Here is a 20868-nt window from a genome sequence, read left to right as displayed (position 1 = left end):
CAAAAATGAGACACCCTTTTTTATACCCAAAACAGACGGTAGATTTGGTAGCGAAAAGTCCTCTTAAGGTAAAGCTTTGTAAGTTACCCGAGTAAATAGCAGATTTTAAAGGTGAGTTAGGCGCTTTGCATTTTTTTGAAAGGCATAAAAAAGCCACCCAAGTGGGTGGCTTTTCCATTCAGCAAAGCTGAAACAATATGTATTAACCTAGTTTCTTAGAAACGTAGTCAATCGCAGATTGTACAGTTGTGATTTCGTTAGAATCTTCATCTGGGATTGTGATGTCAAAGTCGTTTTCGAAAGACATAACAAGCTCAACAAGGTCTAAAGAGTCAGCACCTAAGTCATCCATGAAAGATGCTTCGTTTTTGATTTCTTCAGCCTTAAGACCAAGTTGTTCTGCAACTGCTTGCTTGATGCGTTGTTCGATATCGCTCACAGGAATTCTCCTCATTGCTTGTGGCGTTTTTAATGCCGTTAGTTTAATTGAATCTTTAAAATTTTGAAAGTTTATCCATCAGCCAATTAGCTCATGTATAGACCACCATTTACATGCATTACCGTACCAGTAATGTAATTTGCTTTGTCTGATGCCAAGAAGCTCACCGCATTTGCAATATCTTGTGGATCACCTAAACGGTTCAAAGCCACTTGATCGCTCATTTTTTTACGGATATCTTCGCTTAATTGCTCAGTCATTTCTGTTGCAATAAAACCAGGCGCCACTGAGTTTACAGTGATTTGACGGCTGCCCATTTCTTTTGCAAGGCTACGGCTAAATGCTTCAATACCAGCTTTCGCTGCTGAATAGTTGGCCTGACCTGGGTTGGCAAAATGCGCAACCACAGAACTAATATTAATAATTCGTCCAAAACGTGCTTTGGTCATGCCTTTTAGCACACGTTTAGATAAACGGTAAACTGCTTTTAAATGGATATTTAAAATGTCATCCCAGTCATCTTCTGACATACGAAGTAACAAATTATCTTTGGTAATCCCAGCATTGTTCACCAAAACCAACACAGGGCCATAGTTTTGTTCAATGTCAGTTACAAGCGCATCAATGGCAGCACCATCACGAACATCGAGCACTTTACCTGCACCGTGTTCACCGAAGCTTGCAGCCAGTTTTTCTGCACCTGACTCAGATGTCGCAGTACCCACAACAAAATAACCGTCTTGAATAAGTTGCTGAGCGATGGCAGCACCAATCCCTCGACTTGCACCTGTCACGAGTGCAATTTTGCGTTCCTGTGTCATGCAATTTTTCCTTCAGCCACTAAAATGGCATTTAGTGCATCTTCCAAGCGCGATTTACTATCGAGTGGAAATGCTTTTTCAATATTAGGTAGACGTTTTGCCAAGTTTGCCAAAACATTGCCTGGACCACACTCTGCAACATATTGGATCCCTTGATCCTGAATAAACTGCATTGTTTTGGTCCACTGTACAGACTCATATAACTGAGCGGTAAGTGCTTGGCGGACTTGTGCTACATCTGTAGCAATTTCCGCGCCCACATTTTGTATTACAGGTATGCTAGGCAGCTCAATGGCAGTTTGTTCCAAAGCTTGTGCGAACTGTTCTGCAGCAGGCTTCATCAATGAACAATGCGATGGAACAGAAACTGGGAGTGCAATCGCTTTGCCGCTGTTTTCTTTGGCTAAAGCCATGACTGCTTCAACTGCTGCTTTTTCACCAGCAATCACCACTTGACCTTGAGCATTGTAGTTAGCCGCTTCAACTGAACCTTCAGCTTGACTCGAAACTTGTTGGCATAAAGCAACAACTTGCGCATCATCTAAACCTAAGATGGCCGCCATTGCGCCCTTACCCTGAGGTACAGCACTTTGCATCAACTTGCCACGCAAGTTTACCAGCTTGACTGCATCGCCTAAGCTTAGGCTTCCTGCTGCAACCAACGCACTGTATTCACCAAGTGAGTGTCCTGCCAAATACTTTGGTGCAACACCACCAAGTTCTAACCATACACGCCACAAAGCAATGCTGGCAGTTAACAATACCGGTTGGGTAAATTCAGTTTGGTCTAAACCTTCACCAGATTGTGTAATGTGCCACAAATCGAATCCAACCGCTTTAGAGGCTTCTGCAAATGTTGCTTCAACACTGGCAAATTGTTCTGCCAATTCAGCCAACATGCCAACCTTTTGTGAACCCTGACCAGGAAATACAAAAGCTGTTTTTGTTGCCTGAGCGACTTGATCAAGTTGTTTCGCAGACATAAAAAAGTCCTTTCTTGTCTTTGCTCTCGTTTATGGAGCGAAAATTTAACACTTAATTTAGGTCGATGTAATTGCCAAATACAACAAAAACAGCAGCGATAAAAATTCGACAACAAAAAAAGGGAGCTTTACGCTCCCCTTTTTTCGACTAAGCTTTAAGCTTAATGCTTCGACAATTATTCAGCAGATGCTTTAGCGAATAATTGACGACCACGGTAGATACCATCTTTAGATACGTGGTGACGACGGTGAGTCTCGCCAGTAGCTTGGTCTACAGTTAATGCATTCTCGGTTAAAGCGTCATGTGAACGGCGCATGTCACGGCGAGAGCGACTTTTACGGTTTTGCTGAACGGCCATGATGGCTCCTTACAAATCGAAAAATATGGATCAGAACAAATTCAGTTGTCTTATACGGAAGAGTATAACACAAAAATTAGTTAAGTTTACCCTTCAAACTTGCCAAAACATCAAACGGATTATCCCGCTTTTCTTCAACAAGTTCTTCAACGGCAGGTTGGTGCTTATGTTCACAAGCGTCATGCTTAGCAGACAAAGGCATCAACAATAACAATTCATCTTCTATCAGAGACAGTAAATCAGCCGTCGCAGGCGCATCATAGCTACCTTTCGTCGTTGCTTCACTTTCACCTAAGACGATGAAATCAGCATCCTCATCCAAGCGCTCTATCAGTGACTCATCATCCACTAGAGCTAGATGAAAATCTGAAACGAGTTCAATGTTTACCGTGTCTAAACAGCGCTGGCATTCCATTGGAACGTTCGTTTCAACGTGACCATCTAGCCATACAATACGATGATACGCATCCATTGATAGCTTACAGTCTATGTTAATCAATTGATCATCAATTGATCCAACAGCTTCACGGGCTATACGAGCAAAGCGAGACAATGGCAGTGTTCCTGACCATGTAAAGCCTTGTTCGGCCCATTTAAACGGCTCAATCTGTGCCGGAAAGGTATTTGCTGACATAATTAAGGCGGCAATTCTACAAATTCATCAGTACTCTGTCAAAGATTAAGATACAATTTTGTACTTATTTAGACAGACCATTTGGGTAACTTAAGTCATGCATCTGTTGCAGCCGCAAACAGAAGTGAGTATTTCATCACTTGTGAGCACAATTTCAACTGTCGATTCTGACATTTCAAACCGCCAAGTGCAACTCTCGACGTGGGAGAATTTGTGTACAGAAGCAGAACAAGTTGATTGGCTCATCTTACACTTTAATCGTTGGTTTTCCCACCTGAATGTCAACTTGGTTAAAGGTGACTTTGAACCTGAATATTTTCCCGCGATTGACAGCACCCCTGCGCGTATACAATTTGCCCATGGTTTTTTTAATAGTGCCTTACATGAAATCAGCCATTGGAGCATTGCAGGAGATAAACGCCGTCTACTCCCCGACTTAGGCTACTGGTATGCACCCGATGGTCGTACGGCTGAGCAACAAGCTTTATTTGAACAGGTTGAAATTAAACCGCAAGCCATTGAATGGTTATTTGCCACAGCTTTTGGTCGGAAGTTCCGTGTTTCCTTAGACAATCTGACTGGTGAAGGGGGTGACGGCAACCGCTTTAAAGACCATGTTTTCGCTCAAGTTCAGGCTTATTTTTCAGGCCAAGCCCAATTACCGCGCGATGCGAAACACTTCATTGACTGTATTTGCCTATGTACTCGTGCTGGCAAAACATTACAGAGCAATGAATTTCAAAGAGAAATGCTCGACTAAATTTAGCACGATTCACATTTTGGTCATTGAACATCACCGAGATAAAGCGCGATAATGTTGAAAAAACCATCAGGAGATAAAAACGATGCTTCATTTAAGAGTCCATCCTGATAACCCTCAAGCACGCTCAATCAGCCAAGCAGTAGAACGGATTCGTGCAGGCGATGTGGTGGTATACCCGACCGATGCCGCTTATGCCATTGGCTGCCAGATTGGGAATAAAAATGCCATGGAGCGGATTGCTCAAATTCGCGGCCTTGGGGCCAAACATCAATATGCCATCATTTGTGCAGATTTGTCCGATATTGCCACTTATGCCAAAGTCGATAATGCCATGTATCGTTTACTGAAAAACAATACACCAGCCGTGACCACGTTCATTTTGCCTGCAACCAGTGAAGTGCCTAAACGCTTGATGCATCCGAAGAAAAAAACCATTGGTCTACGTATTCCAAGTAACCCTGTGTGCCAAATGTTACTCAAAGAGTTAGGTGAGCCGCTACTAACCAGTACCTTAATCCTGCCGAATCAGGAAGAACCGCTGGATGATCCCTATGACATCGAAATGCAACTGTCAAAACGAATTGATGTGTTTATCGACAGCGGGCTGGGCACATTAAGCACCACTAGTATTGTCGACTTATCAGGTGATCATCCTGAAGTGATTCGCCGTGGGCTTGGCGATGTCAGCGCATTTGAGTAATGCGCTGCATTTATTCGCTAGGGAAACTGAATCTCACATTCTCAAGAGATCAACATGACCCTGTTTACGGTTTTACTCAATCTGAATCAATTTCCCGAGCAACATAATTTATATGTGCAGCGTCCTTGGACGCTTGAGTCCGAGACTTTGGTGCAACGCCATAGCTCAATCAACTGCATTATGTGGGAAAAGAATCTGTACAACTATTTCCTACCGATCTCGACCATCCAACAATATTTCAAATACCTCGAACCCAAAAATCTCTGCTTACAGGACAACTGTCAACGCATCATTGAATTTGCTCTACAAGCACCTGAATAAATCTTGAATGAATATTTTCCGTCGCGTCAGCTGATCCATTTCTGCAGACTTTAGACGCATTTTTCTTCCCTACGCGTTCAAATAAATCCACGCATCCATAACAATAAAGTACCTAATCTATGCAGCTTCAGTGTTCACAACCACTGTTATCGCAAATAACCATCTTCATTTTAAAGTGCGGAAAAAACAGCCAAGTCCATTCTTTTGAGTGGTTCATCCTCTGAAGCAGTTTGATACTGTACAGCCAGAACATTAAACGTACTTCACCGTGCATTGACGATGGATCGTCATGGGTATGAAAAACAGCTACAGCATAATCAAATCAATAAGGACAAAAAATGTCGAACCAAGGGAATACAACAATATTAGGCCTATTTGCGGTTTCAACCACTCCAATGCATTCTAGCCAATCCATCGCATTCAGCTTCCAACTATTCAGGTTTCCTCCAAACGCGATCTCTGCTTCGTTTAAATCAAGCCTGTAACAGGCTATATGAGATGAGAGCCTCATGTCTGAAGCTACAACTCAATCGAAATCCCCAAACATCTAAACCTTTTTATTCCGTAGGTCTTTTCCCTACTCAGCATTTTTGCGCATTTTTTCAATACCACAGCAAGGAAACTTTTAATAAGGGATTGTATATGAACAAAAATAGATCATTAAGCTCCAAACCACTGACACGTGTCCTCACCTTGGTCGCAGCCATTACAGCATCGCATGCCGCTTTAGCAGCTCCCGAAGCCCAAAGTAGCACACCTCAAGCCTCAAACCAGACAGGCTTGGTTTTGCCCCAGCCTACACCAGAATTTAAAGGGGTGATTAAAGAAACCTTTGAGGGCTCTAAACAAGATTTTCCTCAACCTGTAAAAGCACCCAAAGGTGCCCCTAACGTGGTGGTAATTTTGTTAGACGACTTAGGCTTTGGGCAAGCTGGCACCTTTGGTGGGCCTGTACCGACACCTGAAATGGATGAACTTGCAGATGATGGTGTGATTTTCAATCGTTTCCATACTACAGGGATTAGTTCTCCAACACGTGCAGCTCTTTTAACTGGACAAAACCCACATCAAGTTGGAGCGGGAACCATCACCGAACTTTCAACGGGTTATCCGGGATATAACACAATATGGCCCAAGGAAAGTGCCAGTGTCGCTAGAATCCTTAAAGACAATGGCTATGCCACTGCGGCATTTGGTAAATGGCACAACACCCCTGACTGGGAAACATCTCCAGTTGGGCCTTTTGAACGCTGGCCAACAGGTCTCGGTTTCGAATATTTTTATGGCTTCTTTGGTGGTGAATCGAGCCAATGGGAACCGCAGCTGATCCGCGGAGTAACACCCGTTGAACCAACTAAACGACCAGAGCAAGGCTATAACCTGAATGTTGACTTGGTCAATGATGCAATTGGGTGGATCAATCGTCAAGGCTCAGTATCTCCAGATAAACCGTATTTTGTCTATATGGCACCCGGTGCCGTCCATGCACCACTCCATGTCAATCAAGAATGGATTGATAAGTTTCAAGGCCAGTTCAACCAAGGTTGGGACAAAGTCCGTGAAGAAACCTTGGCCCGTCAGAAGAAATTGGGCATTGTGCCTAAAAATACTGACTTAACGCCACGTCCAGACAGTATTCAAGCTTGGGCTTCCTTATCAGCCGATGAAAAGCGTTTGTTTGCAAAACATCAAGAAGTCTTTGCAGGCTTCCTCGCGCAAACAGATCATGAAATGGGACGTTTGATTAAAGCCATTAAGAAACTTCCCGATGCAGATAATACCCTCATTATTTTTATTGCTGGGGATAATGGTGCCAGTGCTGAAGGGACGTTAACGGGTACTATAAATAATCTAATGACTCAAAATGGTTTTCCAGATACCGTTGAAAATCAATTAAAACATATTGATGAAATTGGCGGACCAAAGCACGAAAACCAATATCCTGTCGGTTGGGCATGGGCTGGCTCTTCCCCGTTCCAATGGATGAAACGCGTTCCTTCTCACTTCGGGGGAACACGCAATGGCATGATCGTTTCTTGGCCTGCAAAAATTAGAGCCACGCATGCGATCCATAACCAATTCCATCATGTTTCCGACATCACCCCAACCATTTTAGAAGCAGCCAATATTCCGCAGCCCAACTCAGTAGATGGTGTAAAGCAAACGCCAATGTCTGGCATTAGCATGGCATACAGTTTCAATGATGCAAAAGCCAAAGATCAGCGTCATACCCAATACTTTGAAACGGGTGGACATAGAGCCATCTATCAAGACGGTTGGGTTGCCTCATCCTTCCATGGCGTACCGTGGAAGCTCAGTGGCTCTTTAGGCTTTAAAGATAGTCCGTGGGAACTATACAATATCAAACAGGACTTTTCCCAAGCGCATGACCTAGCAGCCAAAGAGCCTCAACGCTTAGCAGAAATGCAGAAACTGTTCGACCAAGAAGCAGGCAAATATGGCGTTTATCCGTTAGATGACCGTTTTGTGGAACGTGCTTTTAATCCAGAACGGCCTTCTTCAGTTCGTGGCCGAAAGCAATTCACCTATTCAGCAGGAACCACGCGTCTGCCTGAAGGCAGTGCACCACCCATGTATCAGCACTCGCATAGTATTAAGGCTGACATTGTCATTCCTAAAAGCGGTGCCAATGGTGTAATTGTTGCTGAAGGTGGTTCAGGTGGTGGCTTCTCTTTGTATTTGGAAAATGGCATACCTGTGTACGAATACAACTTCTTTGCCCAATCGTATTATCGGATTGCTTCCACCAAAGCATTAGCACCGGGTAAACACAGCATCGTCGTAGACTATCAACAGACTCCGCGTGAAGGACGACATGGTATTGGCGGACCCGTGACCATCAGCGTCAATGGCGATACGGTTGCCCAAGGTCAGGTTGAAAAAGTGGTTCCTTATCGCTTCTCCGCAACTGAAACCTTCGATATCGGTATGGACTTAGGCTCAACCGTTTCACCTCGCTACAATGAAAAAGCGCCGTATGCATTCACAGGTCAAATCGATACCGTCACAATCGATTTAAAAGACTAAATAATTTCAAACGCGATGATCTGAGATTGATCAACACCCAAAAGCTTAAGGCTTCAAAGTCTAACGTTTAGGGCTGCGCTGAAATACATTCTTCGTATTTCAGCGCTATTCTTTAAGGCATTCATCCAATGCCTATTTTATAGGCTGCTTTTGAGATTCATAATGCCGCACTATGCAGCCTCATCTAGCTACTTACAATAAATCGATTATTTTTCAAACCACAGGACTAGGCCCTAAGTCCGTCATGTTCTCTTAAACCCAACCCATTTCTGCAGATTTAGCCACGACATCAGCAAATAAAAAGCATCACACAAATAAATACTCTCTATTTATTTACAGCTTTTTTTGTTATTTGGTCGGTGAAATCATGTATTCACACCGCAATTTGTTTTACACTAAGCCCTATTAAAATTATGTATTTTTTAAATCACCTCTACTTTTTCTCCTAAGTACTGATTCGAAAAAACATAATCATGCCTTTGAAAATTCGCGTGGCCAATAACTGTAATGAATCAATCCGTCCATAATGCCATGGAAGATCTTCCACAAATCCGTGTTATGGATGAGTGGCATGACTCCATCCCCGAGGATTTATATATTCCTCCCGCTGCATTTGAAATTCTTTTAGAGCATTTTGAAGGACCACTCGACTTTCTGATTTACCTGATTCAAAAAAATGGCTTTGACTTATTACAGTTAGATATTGCCCCGATTGCAGCGCAATACCTGTCTTATATGGATGCCATGAAGTCGCTTAACATTGAGCTGACAGCAGACTATATGGTGATGGCCGCGCTATTGGCTGACTTAAAGTCACGTTTGCTGTTGCCCAAAGCACCCAATACAATCCAAATTGAAAAAGATCCAAAACAAGAGCTGATTGACCGTTTAGAAACTTATCTCCGTATTAAACAAGCGGCTGAACGCTTGGGGCAAATGCCTATATTAGAGCGAGACACCTTCTCAACCAATGTCAGCTTAGGCCAAACTCTAGACAATAATGACGGTCATGATGTGCAACAGCTGCGTGATGCACTGTTCTGCGTGTTTAACCGACCTGAGCCAATCACCCACCAAATTGCACAAGAACCTGTTTTACTTGAAGAGCGCATGGCTTTTATTGAAAGCAAAGTCGCTTCAGGTGAAGTTTTAGTTTTTGAATCTTTGCTGCGTCCCATCCAAGGTCGTATGGGTATGGTCGTGACGTTTATGGCCATTTTAGAGTTAACCCGTCAGCAACGTATTCAAATTGTGAGTTCAGGTGTTGAAGCACCGCTTTCGATACAAGGAGTCAAAAAATAATGTTAGAACAAACCGCTCCTGTAACGAATGAAGATAACTTGCATGAAGTGTTGATGCAGTTAGAAGCGATTATTTTTGCCAGTGATGCACCTGTTTCACTTGCACGATTGAAAGAATCGTTCCAAAATCAATATAGCAAACAAGATTTACGCCAGTTTTTACAACAACTTGCCATGTTACAGCATGGTCGTTCGATTGAACTGATTGAAACTGCTCAAGGTTTTCGTTTTCAAGTTCGAGCAAAATACCGTCAAATTGTTGCACAAACGTGGCCAGAGCGACCAACTCGTCTCTCGCCATCGCTACTCGAAATGTTGGCCGTGGTTGCCTATCATCAACCCGTCACTCGAGCAGATATAGAACAAATTCGAGGAGTCTCAAATAACAGTCAACTGTTACGAACGTTATTTGATTGGAACTGGATTAAAGAATCTGGTTTTCGTGAACTCCCAGGAAGACCTGCGTTGTTAGTTACAACGCCCCAATTTTTAAATGCATTTGGCCTAAATTCTTTAGGTCAGTTGCCTCCCCTGCAGGATGCCAAGGAAGCTTTTATGGCGCTCGATGCGAATGCACCGAAGTCGTAAATAGGTGAACTGTTGATGATAATTTCTAAGGTTATGCTGTCATGAGTGAAAAGTTGCAAAAGGTACTCGCACGAGTTGGTTTGGGTTCTCGCCGTTATATGGAAGAAGTCATTGCCGCTGGTCGTGTGAGTGTCAACGGCCAAGTTGCCCAAGTAGGCGAACGTATTGAACCAGGTGATGAGCTTCGCATCGATGGTCGTAAAGTATCGTTCCAAATTGAAGATGAAATTCGTCGTCGTGTTCTGATTTACTATAAACCAGAAGGCGAAATTTGTTCACGTAACGACCCTGAGTCACGTCCAACGGTATTTGATCAATTACCTGCAATCGCGAATGATCGCTGGGTGATGGTAGGACGTCTGGATATTAACTCAACAGGTCTACTGTTGTTCACAAATGATGGCGAACTCGCGAATCGCTTGATGCACCCATCAAATGAAGTTGAACGTGAGTATGCTGTACGTGTTATGGGTGAAGTGACGCCTCAAATTAAGAACAACATGCTCAAAGGTGTGGTGTTAGATGATGGCCCAGCGAAGTTTGAGTCATTCTCTGAAATTGGCGGTGAAGGGATTAACCGCTGGTATCAAGTGGTGGTAAAAGAAGGTCGTAACCGCGAAGTACGTCGTATTTTTGAATCGCAAGGTTTAAAAGTCAGCCGTCTACTCCGTACACGTTATGGCACGGTTATTTTACCACGCGAACTACGTACGGGTCGTTGGATGGAATTGGACAAAAACGACATCGATAACTTAACCAAAGCGGTTGAGTTAAAACCACGTCAAGGCACTGGTTTGTACGGCATGGCAAAACGTCGTACTGAACGTATGCAAGAAAAACCAATGGCTGCACGTCGTGGTGGTTTCTTACGTCAACAGCGCCGTGACAATGAAGATGAAGGCCAACAACAAGCGAAGCCAGCTTTCAACCGTGAACGTCGTGAAAATCCAAATGGTCATAGCCAACGTCGTCAGGACAATGCACAAACAGGTTATGGTCAACGTGAACCACGCCAAAACTCAGGCTATGCACAACGTGACAGCCGTCCAGAGAACTTTGGCAACAAAGGCACCTATGGTCAACGCGACGCGCGTGATGAAAATGCGCCACGTAAACCTTTTGGAAATAAAAGCTTTAAGAAGTTTTAATTTTTAAAGTCAAAATTTGAGCCACCTTCGAGTGGCTCTTTTTATATGTGTTTACGCTGCACAAGAAGCCCTCTTTCTGTTCTAGATCAGAAAAAACTGCAAGCTCCTTATAAAAAACGCCCAACTTATTGAGCGTTTTTATTCCCCCGCCAACAACAGCCTATTCATGCCACACTTTGCGGAATAGCACTGAGTAAACGTTTGGTATATTCATGCTGTGGCGACTGGTACAAATCATCTGAATTGGCTATTTCCACCAAATCACCATGATTCATCACCATAATTTGATCTGAAATATATTTCACCACTGATAAATCATGTGAAATAAAGATATAACTCAGTCCAAATTCATCCTGTAAGTCTTGCAGCAAATTCAGTACTTGGGCTTGTACCGAAACATCCAAGGCCGAAACTGACTCATCACAAATCAAAACCTCAGGTTTTAAGGTTAGGCAGCGCGCAATCGCAATACGTTGACGCTGTCCGCCTGAAAACTCATGTGGATAACGATAAAAAGCCTGTGCAGGTAAGCTCACGCGTTCCAACAAGTCCAAAGCCATCTGTTTACGTTCAGCATCATTCGCGCCGATATGATGCACCTGCATCGGTTCCATCAAAATCTGCCCGACAGTAAAACGAGGATTGAGTGATGCATAGGGATTTTGGAAAATGATTTGAATCTTGCGTTGATACCGAGCAAACTCTTTCTCTGACATGGTCAAAATATCTTGACCTTCAAACAGCGCTTTCCCCCCTGTTGCCTCCTGTAAGCGCATCAGCAATAATCCGATGGTCGTTTTCCCCGAACCAGACTCACCCACCAAGCCCAAAGTCTTGCCTTTTGCCAGTTGGAAACTCACGCCTTTGACCGCTTGAAACTCCTCTTTGCCGAATAATCCTTTACGACTATAAAATGACTTTTTAAGGTCTCGCACATCTAAAATGATCTCTTCTTGGCCAGTTAAGCCCCGAGATCTTTGTTGAAGTGACTCGACATCGATGGTATGCGTTTCAATATAGTCATCACCCTTTTGCTGCATGAAATCACTGATCATCGGCAAACGCATGGGACGTTTGGACAGTTGTGGACGGCAGTGTAACAACGCTTTGGTATAGACATCTTGAGGGCGTTCAAGCACATCTTTAACCCTACCTTGTTCACGAATTTGACCATGCCGCATTACGATTACCTGATCGGCAATTTCCCCGACCAAAGCCAAATCATGGGTAATAAACAGCATCGACATTTGATGCTTCTTCCGCAACGACTCCAGCAAATCTAAAATTTGCTTTTGAATAGTGACATCCAGCGCTGTCGTCGGTTCATCGGCAATCAATAGTTTGGGTTTACACGCAATTGCCATAGCAATCATGACGCGCTGCTGCTGCCCACCCGACAATTGCCCCGGATAAGCATCAATCTTGGTTTCAGGAGATGGAATCCCAACTTCTATCAAGAGTTCCAAAGCACGTGCACGCGCCTGCTTACGACTCATACCCAAATGTAACTGCAAAATTTCTGCAATTTGTGAACCTACCGTAAACACAGGATTCAAGGATGACATCGGTTCCTGAAAAATCATGGCAATATCTTTTCCGCACTTTTTCCGCATTTCACGGCGCGGTAAGTCGAGTAGGTTTTTCCCCTCAAACAGAATTTTACTGTCCAAAGCAATTTGACTACTTTCAGGAGGTAATAGCCCCATGGTCGCTAGCGATGTGACCGATTTACCACTGCCAGACTCCCCGACTAAAGCCACAGTGGCATTCACTGGAATACTAAAACTGATGCCTTTGACTGTTTCAATGTACTGCTTTTCTTCATTTTTAAAGCTGACACGCAAGTTTTCCACCTGAAGTAAGGCTGGCGCTGTCATATGATTGAGTTCAGACATTCTCATGCTCCTATTTCAGTTTCGGGTCTAATGCATCTCGCAGTGCATCGGTAAACATTGAAAATGCAGTGACCAGAACAGCCATCGCTACTGAAGCAGCCGCTAACTGCCACCACTTACCTAAAATCAACTCACTTTGAGCCTCATTCAGCATACTGCCCCATGACACCACACCGACAGGGACACCAAAACCTAAGAAGCTCAAAATCACTTCTGACTTAATAAAGGCCACCACTAAAATTGACATTTGAACCAGTGCGATATGACTGACATTGGGAAATATATGCACAAAGATACGTCGGCCATGACTCACCCCAATTGCTTTTGCCGCCAACACATATTCCCGCGAAGTATGCTTCATATATTCAGCACGAATTAAACGATATACCCCCGTCCACCCCGTTAAACCCAAAATCAAAACAATGGATAAAATACCTTTTTGTTGCAGTACTGCAGCAATCGCTAGCACCAAGAGCAGATAAGGAATCGAGGTAAAAATGTTATAAAACCAATTCAAGACATCATCGACCCAGCCACCAAAGTAGCCCGAAATGGCACCTAAAACTGTGCCAATCACCACGGCAAGAAAAGCTGCGACTAAGCCAACAATAATTGATGTTTCTGCACCTTTAATGGTTTTCAGTAAAACACTTTGTCCCCATTTGTCGGCACCTAAAATCAGGCTTTGCTTGAGTTCCGCTTGTTGATCTAGTAAATGACCATCCAGCGCTTGGTCAATCGCTTTCATATCTTCGGCTAAAGGATCAACAACCCCATAGTAATCAATAGCACCACCTACACCCTGTTCATCAGCAATTTCTGCGTTGAGCTCACGAATCACATCTTTTAAAGGATCAATAGGGTTTTCAGGCACAGCCGCTTCGACTTTTCGTGTTTCACTTTGCGTAGCAGGTATCGCTGCTGCACCGATAAACGTAGGCGGTGCATAACTCACAGCGACTTCTTTATTCCAGTTTTTTGCAATCAATCCTGTAGATGACAAAATTAACAGCACCAAATAAAACAGTACGATTAGGAGGGAAAACATGGCTATTCGATCGCGTTTTAAACGGCGCATAGCGAGTTGCCATAGCCCTGTAGATGCTGTTGTAGGTTCAGCAGTATCTGGTTTTCTTTTAGTGAGAACACTGAGCATAATTCACCTACTTCAACTGTACACGTGGATCGACCCATTTATAAATCAAATCGGCAATCAAGTTGAAAAACATCGTTGCGAGGGCAACGTACACGGTAATGGCTTTAATTACGGGAAAATCACTGCGCTCTACTGCAATAATCACTTCACGACCAATACCCGGAATACCAAAGAAGCGCTCAATCAAAAATGCACCAATCAGCAAAGCAGGTAAACTTGCCATCACGTCTGTAATAATCGGGATTGAGGCATTGCGTAGTACATGCACACCTAAAATGCGGCGTTCACCAATCCCTTTGGCACGTGCAGTACGAACATAGTCTTGATTGACTTCATCCAAAACAAAACTACGATACAACCTTAAAGTCGGGGCAATACTGACCACCAACATGATCAGAATAGGCAATAAAGCATACTTAAACAGGTTCTCGCTAAAGCTATCACTCCAGCCTTGTACTGGAAACCAACTCAACTGATAGGCAAAGACATACTGAAAAACAATGATATACACCAAGATACTGATCGACATGCCAATCGTACACAGCATCATCACCATACGATCCGTTAAACTGCCGCGCACGGCTGCCACCGCCAAAGCCAACACAATAGAAATAATGGTTTGTAAGATCGTCAGTGGAATAAGCAAAGTGAGTGAAGGCCCGAGTCGTGTCATGATGATTTGCGATACTGACTCCCCTGTACTCCAACTCAGCCCATAATCAAATGTCAAAATCTGCTTAATGAAAATCCACAATTGCACATAATAGGGCTGATCGACCCCAAGCTGCTGTCGGATATTTTCAATCTGTTCAGGATTCGACATTTTCCCTGCCAAAATATAGGCAGGGTCACCACCGACCCAGTTAAACAACAAGAAAATCAGCAACACCACCCCAAGCATGGTCGGGATCATTTGCCAAATTCGGCGAATAATATATGCCAGCATAAAAATGCCCCTTATTTCACCCGTTGACCGGTAATTTCATCGAAAAAGGCTTTGTTATCAGGTTCACGACCCAAAAAGTCTTTGACCAATGCTTTGGCAGGTTTTTGACCGCCTTGGGACAAAATGGTTTGACGATAGTGCTGTCCCACTTCAGGGTTATTTAAGTTATCACCAAAGGCTGAAAGCATGTCCAACGCCATCACTTCTGACCACATATAGCCGTAATAACCGACTTGATAACCACCCATGATGTGACCAAACTGCCCCGGGAACTCGGTGGTTGGAACATAACCCAAGGCCGTTGCCCCTTCCATTTTTTCCCAAACCTTTAAGGGCTGAACGTCTAGCGCATCACTACCATGTAGCGCCATGTCATACTGTGCATACAACGTCTGACGAGCATAATGCAAACCGCGCCCATAGCTATGTACGGCATTGAGTTTCGTAATCAACGCATCATCCACGCGTGGGCAGTCAGGTTTGCAGTAGTCCGCTACCTTTGACAAAGTCTCTTTACGTCGTGCCCATTCCTCATACATTTGTGACGGTGCTTCAACAAAGTCTCGCTCAACCGAAGTTCCTGACTGAGATGAAAAACGTGTGTTGGATAAAATGCCATGCAGCGCATGACCAAACTCATGTACAAAAGTTTCTAACTCATCACTATTTAAACCATTGCGGTTAAAGTTAGTGACCAGTGCTGAAATCGGTTTGCGTCCAGTTAGGCTACTGCCGCCATAAACACCCCACACAGCAGCATGTCCATATTTACCTTTACGTGGAAATTTATCCATATATAAGCCGCCGAGCAGTTGCCCTGTTTTGGCATCGGTTACATCGTAATATTCCACTTCATCTTGCCAAACCTCGACTTTTGCAGGCTTAAACTTGATGCCATACAGGTTTTCAGAAATGGCAAATAGCCAATCTTGAGAGGCTTGCGTTGGAAAATACTGACGTAGCTGTTCTTGGTCGACCTGATACTTGGCTTTGCGTAACTTTTCACTCCAATATGCTTCGCTCCAACGCTCAATACCAGCTTGCTCAACAGGGATATTTAAACTTTGCGCTTTAAACTCACGTAGAGTTTGGACTTCCTTTTTCTCTAGGGGCGCCACGGTAGCATGTACCTCTGCCAAGAATTTATTCACAGTTTCAGGGGTTCTCGCCATCCGACTTTGTAGTACCCACTCGGCATAACTGGACTTACCAAACAGTTGTGCTAACTCATAACGTAGATCCATGGCTTGCTTCAGCAGCGCCAGATTTTTCTCACCGCCACGTCGGGTAAATGCCATTTGATAACGCTTACGTGCATCATCGTTATCTGCCAACTCCATAAACGGACGATAATCGGGATACTCAAAACCGAGTAGATAATTACCCTTTTCACTTTTCTTTAAGCTGCTGATATAACTTTGTGGCAGGCCTTTTAGCTCATCAGGGCTAAATTCGAGTTTTTCAGGATTATCACGGACATTACGCGCATACTCTTGTTCAATTTTTGCCAGTTCATCAAAAATCGCTTTTAAACGTGCTTGTTTATCCGCTGAAAGCTGTATCCCTGTTTTTTCAAAACCTTCCAAAATATCTTCACGGAACTTGGCTTCAATTGGATCAGCAATTTTTATTTTCTTAATTTGTTGATATAGCTTTGGATTTTGATACACATCGGTTTGGAATTGGCTAATTTTAATTTCACAGTCTTCAGCCGCTTTACGCAGTGCTTCATCAGGGTCAACATTGCTATACAGACCAATCGGGCCATAAAAATCTTCAAATGATGCAAAAATACGATCCCATTCAGCCAATACAGGCGCTGCCGCCGTTTCGTTTTTAAGGGGCTTATTTTCAAACGTTTTAAGTTGCTTTTTCACATCCGCAATTTTGGCATTACACATTGTAGGGATGTCTTTGGCTTGAAAGCTGGGTAATGTTTGGCGCGGTGCTGTTTCCGCCAAAGCCATCTGACTCATCCCTAGGCCCAACATGCACAATGCAGTGAATTTAAAATGTTGCTTTTTCATCATGACTCCAGTTTTGTTTAATTTCTATTTCTTCAAATCAATATCGATATACATCCACTCTGCGGGCAGTATGGGATGCTTTTTAAAACCAATCACACGCGGTTGTGCCAAGATATTGCGGTAACGCGCGCCAATCACCTGTACAGGCATATACACTTCCAGCAGACGTGACATTTTGGCGTAGATTGCATTGCGCTCTGGGCTTGGTGTCATCTTTTGGGCTTGTTCATATAGGCGGTCATATTCAGGAATTTTGACGCAGCCATTGTTGGTGATCTTGATGTTTTTGCCATAAAACAGCTGCATAAAGTTATCTGCATCAGGATAGTCTGCAATCCATGCCGATGTCTTAAACATGGTTTTACATTGTTTTTCTAATTTCAAAGCCTCAGCAAAAGGCATCGACTTGGTGGTCATTTTGATTTTGATACTGTCTAAAGTTTTCTTCCAAAACTCGGCCTGTTGTTGACTACGTAAATTATTGCCCGAAAGCGTCATCTCAATCACCAAAGGTTTCCCATTCGGTTGAGTACGCCAACCATCCGCAGCTACTTTATAGTGATAACGATCTAACAATAAATTTGCCGCTTTGACTGAGTAAGGAATACTGCTTCGATAATTGGGATCGTAGCCCACCACACCACTTGGAATCGGTGCTTGCAGTTTTTGCGAATCGCCTTTTTGTAAAATATTGATGTAGTTATCGGCTGAAAAAGCCATTGCCATGGCACGGCGCAGGGCAATTTTATCTTTACTTAAGCCGCCGACTATTGGGTTTTGCATATTCCAATAATGATAGTCAATCGAAGGATCGGTGATCCGTGACAGCTGTACGCCTTTCTTGACCAATTCCGGTTTTAGTTTTCCATCTTGCAAGGCTTGAACCGTCAGCTCACCATCTAAGGCAAACAAATCCACTTCATCTTTAATAAAGGACAACCAGCGTGATTGTCCTTCTTCCATCACCTGAATATCAATCTCGCCAATTTGCGGCATCTTTTTGCCTTGCATGGTTTTGACGATCTTTTGGTCCTCAGACGTACTTGCCTTAAAGTTCCAAACAAAACTTCGGAAATCAGGGTTAGCCTTTAAAATAATCCGCGAACCCGGCGTCCAACGACTGAGCATATATGGCCCCGTTCCTACTGGATGCCCCATGACAAAACCCGCTTTGTCACGATATTTTTCGATGACTTCCCGTGCAACCGCGCCTGCAGGCTGATGCGCAAGCAGCATTGGAAAGTTCTGATCAGGGCTAGTCAGGCGAATAACCAAGGTATAACGGTCTGGTGTTTGCAAGCCCGCGACAGATTGGTCGTAATTGAATTTTCCTGTTTTCTGCGCCTGTTTCAGCAAAGCCTCCATCCCTAAGATTCGCCCATCAAGCAGCCAACTGTTGGGTGAACGCAAGCTCGGATCCAGTAAGCGCTTAAAGGTATACACATAATCAGCCGAGGTCAGCTCACGCTTTTTACCTTTAAACACTGGGTCAGCAGCAAAATAAATTCCCTTTTGCAAACGAATGGTATAGGTCAATCCATCCGCGCTCACCTCGGGTAAAGCCACAGCTGTTCGTGGTACCAATTTCGCAGGTGAGGCCAAATAATCATAGGTAAACAACGTTTCAAAAATCGAACCGTTGACATGCGCCGAGTACAAGTCATGCACGCCCGCAGGGTCAAAGCCTGTTTCAGCCACAGGAAAAACATAACGTAAAACTTTTTTCGGGTCGGCAGGACTTTGCGCAAAACTGGAAACTGAACTACTCAGCAGAATACTGCCTACCCAAATCCCCAAACCCCATCGTTTCAATTTCTGATTTAGATCTCTCATTATGTTCTACATCTCAATTATTTTTTTATGGGCTGAATATCAAGATATTGCCAATTGGTATTCATCATCGGATGTGCTTTAAAACCCTGAACTTGTGGATGTAACAACCAATTTCGAATGCGACTGTTATGAATAATCCATGGATTATCGGCCTCAATTTGACGACTGAGTTTTTCATAAAACGGCAAACGCTGAGGTGGTGGGAGTGCCATTGCTTGTGTATAAAGTGCATCATAGGCTTTGGACTGGTAGCAACTGAGATTACCCTGAGCCGAATTGGGCCCATACAGCAGTTGGGCAAAGTTTTCCCCTTCAGGATAGTCCGCAATCCAAGCCCCGCCCCAAATCATATATTTACATTGCATCGCTGCTTTTAAATTGTCAGCAAAGTTACTCACCACAAAGTCGGCACGCAGACCAATCGCATCTAAATTTTTCTTCCACAGTTCAGATTGAATCACCGAACTGGAACTGTTTTCAGTCATAAACTTGAGCGTTAAAGGCTGACCATTCGGTAGTCGACGGTAACCATCTGCTCCCTTCTTATAACCGAAACGGTCCAGTAATTTATTCGCCAAGAGCGGGTTATAGGCCACACTACTCCGGTAGTTGAGATTAAAGCCTTGTACCCCCTCAGGCACCAACATCTCCGACTTCACCGCCTGCCCTTTATACAGTTGTTTAATGGCTTCTGCTTGGTTATAAGCCAGACTAATCGCACGTCTTAATGCAACTTTTTCAAGCCCAAAACCGCCCACTGTAGGGTCTTGCATATTAAACATGGTATAGGTGATTTCAGCGTCTTTATTGGGGAAATGTTGAATGCCTTGCTTGACCAGTTCAGGTTTGAGTTGCTTACCATTTAAAGCCTGTGGTACCGCATTGGAAGTCAGTTTGTCAAAATTGAGTTGTCCCGATTTGAACGCGAGCCAGCGAGACTGTTCTTCTTCAATAATACTGACGCTGACTTTGCCGATTTGCGGCATTTTTTTGCCTTGCATCTCCTTGACCAGACGGTTGTCCCAACTTGAACCTGTAGATTTAAAGTTCCATGTAAAACCACGATATTTCGGGTTGGCCACCAGTTCAATACGACTCCGCGGTACATATTTGCTCAGTTGATAAGGCCCTGTCCCCACTGGATGCTGCGCGATTCGATCCCCATAAAACTCCACCACTTCCCGCGCTGTTCCGCTAAATGTGGCGTAAGCTAAGATATAGGGAAAATTATAGTCAGGACGAGTTAATGTGATTTGTAGTGTGTATTTATCGAGGGCTTTTAAACCCGGAATCGTGGCATCATAATTAAACTGGCCTGTTTTCTTGGCTTGAGCAACAGCAGCATCGCCACCGACAATTTTGCCTTCAATAAATGAATAGGTCGGTGAGCGGTTTTTCGGATCCATAATCCGCATCATGGAATAAATATAATCCTGCGCCACCAACTCTCGCGGCTTGCCTTTGAAGGCCGCGTCATCGCTAAAATAAATATTGGGCTGAATTTTAAAGATATAGACTTTGCCCTCTTGTTCTATTTTTGGCATCGACACTGCTGTGTTTGGAACCAATTGAGCGGGGCGCGCCAAATAATCGTATTTTAAAAGTGGTTCAAAAATGGCTTGGGCAATACTACCACTATAAAAATTATAGGTTTTAACCGTATCAAAACCATCATCAGGCGCTTCATAAGCGATATTTAATACTTTGTTTGGATCTGCAGGCGACTTTGCATAGGCAGAAAAGCCAAAACCCATCGCAAGGGATAAAGCAGCAAGCTTCAGTTTTTTTGAATTCAAGTTCATACCTATACACATCTTTTTTTTAAGCAAGGTGATCTCATGCCATCCATGTTCAATGTCAGTGTTTTATTTTTCAGACCACACTGACAAAAACTTAAAACATAAAC

17 protein-coding genes and 1 pseudogene are annotated in these 20868 nt (G+C 43.6%); 7 read left to right on the top strand and 11 right to left on the bottom strand.

Annotated elements, in window-relative coordinates:
* Window positions 1-202 precede the first annotated feature (202 nt).
* From acpP to JZ787_RS04120, 5 genes are all read right to left on the bottom strand, one after another.
* Complete coding sequence (acpP, locus tag JZ787_RS04140) at window positions 203-439, bottom strand: acyl carrier protein (protein ID WP_004695351.1); 237 nt, start codon at window positions 437-439, stop codon at window positions 203-205.
* 86 nt (window positions 440-525) lie between these two features.
* Complete coding sequence (fabG, locus tag JZ787_RS04135; protein ID WP_004695350.1) at window positions 526-1260, bottom strand: 3-oxoacyl-ACP reductase FabG; 735 nt, start codon at window positions 1258-1260, stop codon at window positions 526-528.
* Complete coding sequence (fabD, locus tag JZ787_RS04130; protein ID WP_346311739.1) at window positions 1257-2243, bottom strand: ACP S-malonyltransferase; 987 nt, start codon at window positions 2241-2243, stop codon at window positions 1257-1259. Before fabD ends, fabG begins: the two co-directional genes overlap by 4 nt.
* 176 nt (window positions 2244-2419) lie before the next feature.
* On the bottom strand, window positions 2420-2602 hold the full coding sequence (rpmF, locus tag JZ787_RS04125) for a 50S ribosomal protein L32 (RefSeq protein WP_004279227.1): 183 nt from the start codon (window positions 2600-2602) through the stop codon (window positions 2420-2422).
* A gap of 76 nt (window positions 2603-2678) precedes the next feature.
* Window positions 2679-3236 (bottom strand): YceD family protein, encoded by a 558-nt coding sequence (locus JZ787_RS04120; RefSeq protein ID WP_346311738.1) that lies wholly within the window; start codon window positions 3234-3236, stop codon window positions 2679-2681.
* Between the two features lie 97 nt (window positions 3237-3333).
* Here JZ787_RS04120 and JZ787_RS04115 point away from each other — a divergent pair, with 97 nt between their 5' ends.
* The 7 genes and pseudogenes from JZ787_RS04115 to rluB form a co-directional block, all read left to right on the top strand.
* The gene (locus JZ787_RS04115) at window positions 3334-3996 is read left to right on the top strand and encodes an elongation factor P hydroxylase (RefSeq protein WP_094148251.1); all 663 of its coding nucleotides are present in this window, start codon (window positions 3334-3336) and stop codon (window positions 3994-3996) included.
* Between the two features lie 85 nt (window positions 3997-4081).
* A complete protein-coding gene (locus JZ787_RS04110) occupies window positions 4082-4699 on the top strand; it encodes an L-threonylcarbamoyladenylate synthase (RefSeq protein ID WP_004695345.1) in 618 nt (205 codons plus the stop codon).
* Between the two features lie 54 nt (window positions 4700-4753).
* Window positions 4754-5020: a hypothetical protein gene (locus tag JZ787_RS04105; RefSeq protein WP_346311737.1), complete on the top strand. Its 267-nt coding sequence runs from the start codon at window positions 4754-4756 to the stop codon at window positions 5018-5020.
* A 642-nt stretch (window positions 5021-5662) separates the two neighbouring features.
* Window positions 5663-8068, top strand: coding sequence for a sulfatase-like hydrolase/transferase (locus JZ787_RS04100; RefSeq protein ID WP_346311736.1), 2406 nt, complete (start codon window positions 5663-5665; stop codon window positions 8066-8068).
* Window positions 8069-8575: 507 nt separating this feature from the next.
* Window positions 8576-9370: a segregation/condensation protein A gene (locus tag JZ787_RS04095; protein WP_062034053.1), complete on the top strand. Its 795-nt coding sequence runs from the start codon at window positions 8576-8578 to the stop codon at window positions 9368-9370.
* Window positions 9370-9957 (top strand): SMC-Scp complex subunit ScpB, encoded by a 588-nt coding sequence (gene scpB, locus JZ787_RS04090; RefSeq protein ID WP_010327370.1) that lies wholly within the window; start codon window positions 9370-9372, stop codon window positions 9955-9957. Before JZ787_RS04095 ends, scpB begins: the two co-directional genes overlap by 1 nt.
* A gap of 41 nt (window positions 9958-9998) precedes the next feature.
* Window positions 9999-10850 (top strand): annotated as a pseudogene (gene rluB / locus JZ787_RS04085) (23S rRNA pseudouridine(2605) synthase RluB); the annotation flags it as partial.
* A gap of 419 nt (window positions 10851-11269) precedes the next feature.
* Here rluB and JZ787_RS04080 read toward each other — a convergent pair.
* From JZ787_RS04080 to JZ787_RS04055, 6 genes are read right to left on the bottom strand one after another with little or no spacing between them, the layout of a single operon-like run.
* Window positions 11270-13000: an ABC transporter ATP-binding protein gene (locus JZ787_RS04080; protein ID WP_346311735.1), complete on the bottom strand. Its 1731-nt coding sequence runs from the start codon at window positions 12998-13000 to the stop codon at window positions 11270-11272.
* Window positions 13001-13010: 10 nt separating this feature from the next.
* Window positions 13011-14156 carry an ABC transporter permease gene (locus JZ787_RS04075; protein ID WP_346311734.1) on the bottom strand — a complete coding sequence of 382 codons (1146 nt, stop codon included), beginning with the start codon at window positions 14154-14156 and terminating at the stop codon, window positions 13011-13013.
* Between the two features lie 7 nt (window positions 14157-14163).
* Window positions 14164-15102, bottom strand: a complete 939-nt coding sequence (locus tag JZ787_RS04070; RefSeq protein WP_346311733.1) for an ABC transporter permease — start codon at window positions 15100-15102, stop codon at window positions 14164-14166.
* 11 nt (window positions 15103-15113) lie between these two features.
* Window positions 15114-17129: a M3 family metallopeptidase gene (locus JZ787_RS04065; protein WP_346311732.1), complete on the bottom strand. Its 2016-nt coding sequence runs from the start codon at window positions 17127-17129 to the stop codon at window positions 15114-15116.
* A 24-nt stretch (window positions 17130-17153) separates the two neighbouring features.
* The gene (locus tag JZ787_RS04060; protein ID WP_346311731.1) at window positions 17154-18962 is read right to left on the bottom strand and encodes an ABC transporter substrate-binding protein; all 1809 of its coding nucleotides are present in this window, start codon (window positions 18960-18962) and stop codon (window positions 17154-17156) included.
* 17 nt (window positions 18963-18979) lie between these two features.
* A complete protein-coding gene (locus tag JZ787_RS04055; RefSeq protein WP_346311906.1) occupies window positions 18980-20770 on the bottom strand; it encodes an ABC transporter substrate-binding protein in 1791 nt (596 codons plus the stop codon).
* Window positions 20771-20868 lie beyond the last annotated feature (98 nt).

The organism is Acinetobacter sp. BWR-L5 (genome assembly GCF_039655985.1).
Taxonomy (GTDB): Bacteria; Pseudomonadota; Gammaproteobacteria; order Pseudomonadales; family Moraxellaceae; genus Acinetobacter; species Acinetobacter johnsonii.
This window is presented reverse-complemented; position numbering and strand designations above follow the sequence as displayed.